The organism is Streptomyces laurentii (genome assembly GCF_040635425.1).
Lineage (GTDB): Bacteria > Actinomycetota > Actinomycetes > Streptomycetales > Streptomycetaceae > Streptomyces > Streptomyces laurentii.
Map to the genome: position 1 here is coordinate 1 of NZ_JBEYHT010000136.1, position 1,222 is coordinate 1,222.

Sequence of the window (1,222 nt, forward strand, 5' to 3'; positions counted from 1 at the left end):
AGGGTGGTGACCTGGCGCGGCTTCACCTTGCCCTTGTGGACCCAGGGCTGGAGCTTGATCGCACCGACCGCGAGGATCGCGGACTCGCCCGGGTTCAGAATGGGCGTACCGGTGTCGACGCCGAAGACGCCGACGTTGGTGATGGTGAAGGTGCCGCCCTGCATCGCCGCCGGGGTGGTCTTGCCCTCACGGGCCGTCGCGACCAGCTCGCTCAGCGAGCGCGACAGCTCCGGCAGAGCCTGCGTGTGCGCGTCCTTGATGTTCGGGACGATCAGACCCCGCGGGGTCGCCGCGGCGATGCCCAGGTTCACATAGTGCTTGCGCACGATCTCCTGAGCCGCCTCGTCCCAGGCCGCGTTGATGTCCGGGTTGCGCTTCACCGCGACCAGGACCGCCTTCGCGATCAACAACAGCGGATTGACCCGCAGACCCGCCATGTCCGTGCCGGACTTGAGCTCCTCGACCAGCTTCATCGTCCGCGTGATGTCGAACGTCACGAACTCGGTGACATGCGGCGCCGTGAAAGCCGAACCGACCATCGCCGCCGCCGTCGCCTTCCGCACCCCCTTGATCGGAACACGCGTCTCCCGCGCGCCCACCGAGACCGGAACCGGAACCGGAACCACGGTGGCGGGAGCGGCGGGGGCCACCGCGCGGTGCACATCGTCACGGGTGATGACACCCTCCGGGCCGGTCGGAGTGACCGACGCCAGATCGACATCCAGGTCCTTCGCGAGCTTACGGACCGGAGGCTTGGCCAGCGGACGAGCCGACCAGGTCGTCCCGACCTCCGGCTCCCCCTCCCCCACGCCGGTGACGGCGGCCTCTTGCCGGCGCGGGCGGCGGCGTGTCGGCCCCTCGGTGACGCCGTACCCCACCAGGACCGGCTCCCGTACGGGGGGCTCGGACGGCGCGGGTGCGGCCGGAGTCTCGGCGGCCGGCGCGGCGGGCCCGGCCGGGGCGTCACCACCCACGTTCACCGAGATGATGACCTCACCGACGTCGACCGTCGTCCCCTCGGGAAAACGCAGCTCGTGCACCGTCCCGTCGAACGGGATCGGCAGCTCGACAGCCGCCTTCGCCGTCTCCACCTCACACACGACCTGGCCATCGGTGACCGTGTCACCCGGCTTGACGTACCAACTGAGGATCTCGGCCTCGGTCAGGCCCTCGCCCACATCGGGCATCTTGAATTCACGGATCGTCACGATGCTCTCCTCAG

At 69.6% G+C, this 1,222-nt stretch carries 1 protein-coding gene; it reads right to left on the minus strand.

Translation table 11 applies throughout. The features are described from left to right. Window positions 1-1,208 (minus strand): dihydrolipoamide acetyltransferase family protein (locus tag ABZ693_RS36110; protein WP_435842650.1); only part of this gene is annotated, 1,208 nt, incomplete at its 3' end. Between the last annotated feature and the right edge of the window lie 14 nt (window positions 1,209-1,222).